This window comes from Acinetobacter sp. ANC 5378 (genome assembly GCF_013004315.1).
Lineage (GTDB): Bacteria > Pseudomonadota > Gammaproteobacteria > Pseudomonadales > Moraxellaceae > Acinetobacter.
On record NZ_JABERK010000082.1, the window covers coordinates 1 to 816 of the forward strand.

An 816-nucleotide genomic window follows, 5' to 3' on the forward strand; every position below is an offset into this window, starting at 1 on the left:
CTAGGGCCTGTCATCAATTAGCTTGAGAAAATCTAATCTGTCCTCATTATTTTTTCATGACTAAACGCTATGCATTAAGAGATGATCAGTGGCAACAGATTAAGGATCTGTTGCCCGGACGAGCGAGTACTGTTGGAGTAACTGCCAAAGACAACAGGCTATTTGTTGAAGCAGTATTGTATCGGTATCGTTCAGGTATTCCGTGGCGAGACTTACCAGAACGCTTTGGGGATTTTAGAGTCGTGCACACTCGCTTTAGCCGTTGGGCTAAAGCAGGCATATGGCAGAAAGTTTTTGAAGTACTGGCAAAGAATAGTGATAATGAATATGCCATGCTGGACTCAACCATTGTGCGCGCTCATCAACACAGTGCCGGAAAAAAAAGAACAGGCGATCGGACGCAGTAAAGGTGGCTTAAGTACCAAAATTCATGCCCGTACTGATGCTTTAGGCAACCCAACAGGATTTTATCTCACTGCCGGGCAGGCTCATGACTTAAATGGCGCTGATATGCTGCTGGACTTATCGTTAAGTCAGACTTGGCTCATGGATAAAGCCTACAATTCCAAGGATCGGGTGATTGATCCAATCCATGAGATCAATGGTCAGATCGTGATGCCGTCCAAAAGTAACGCGATTGATCAGCGTGATTATGACCCACATCTTTATAAGGCAAGACATCTGATCGAGAACTTCTTCGCCAAGCTCAAGCAGTATCGAGGTATTGCTACGCGCTATGATAAATTGGCTCAAAACTTCCTGTCAGCGATCTACCTTGCCTCAATCATGATATGGCTTAATTGATGACACGCCCTA

General features: G+C 44.9%; 1 pseudogene. It reads left to right on the top strand.

Annotation, left to right across the window (positions count from 1 at the left end):
• Positions 1-56: 56 nt before the first annotated feature.
• Positions 57-804, top strand: a pseudogene (locus HLH16_RS14905) (IS5 family transposase).
• Positions 805-816 lie beyond the last annotated feature (12 nt).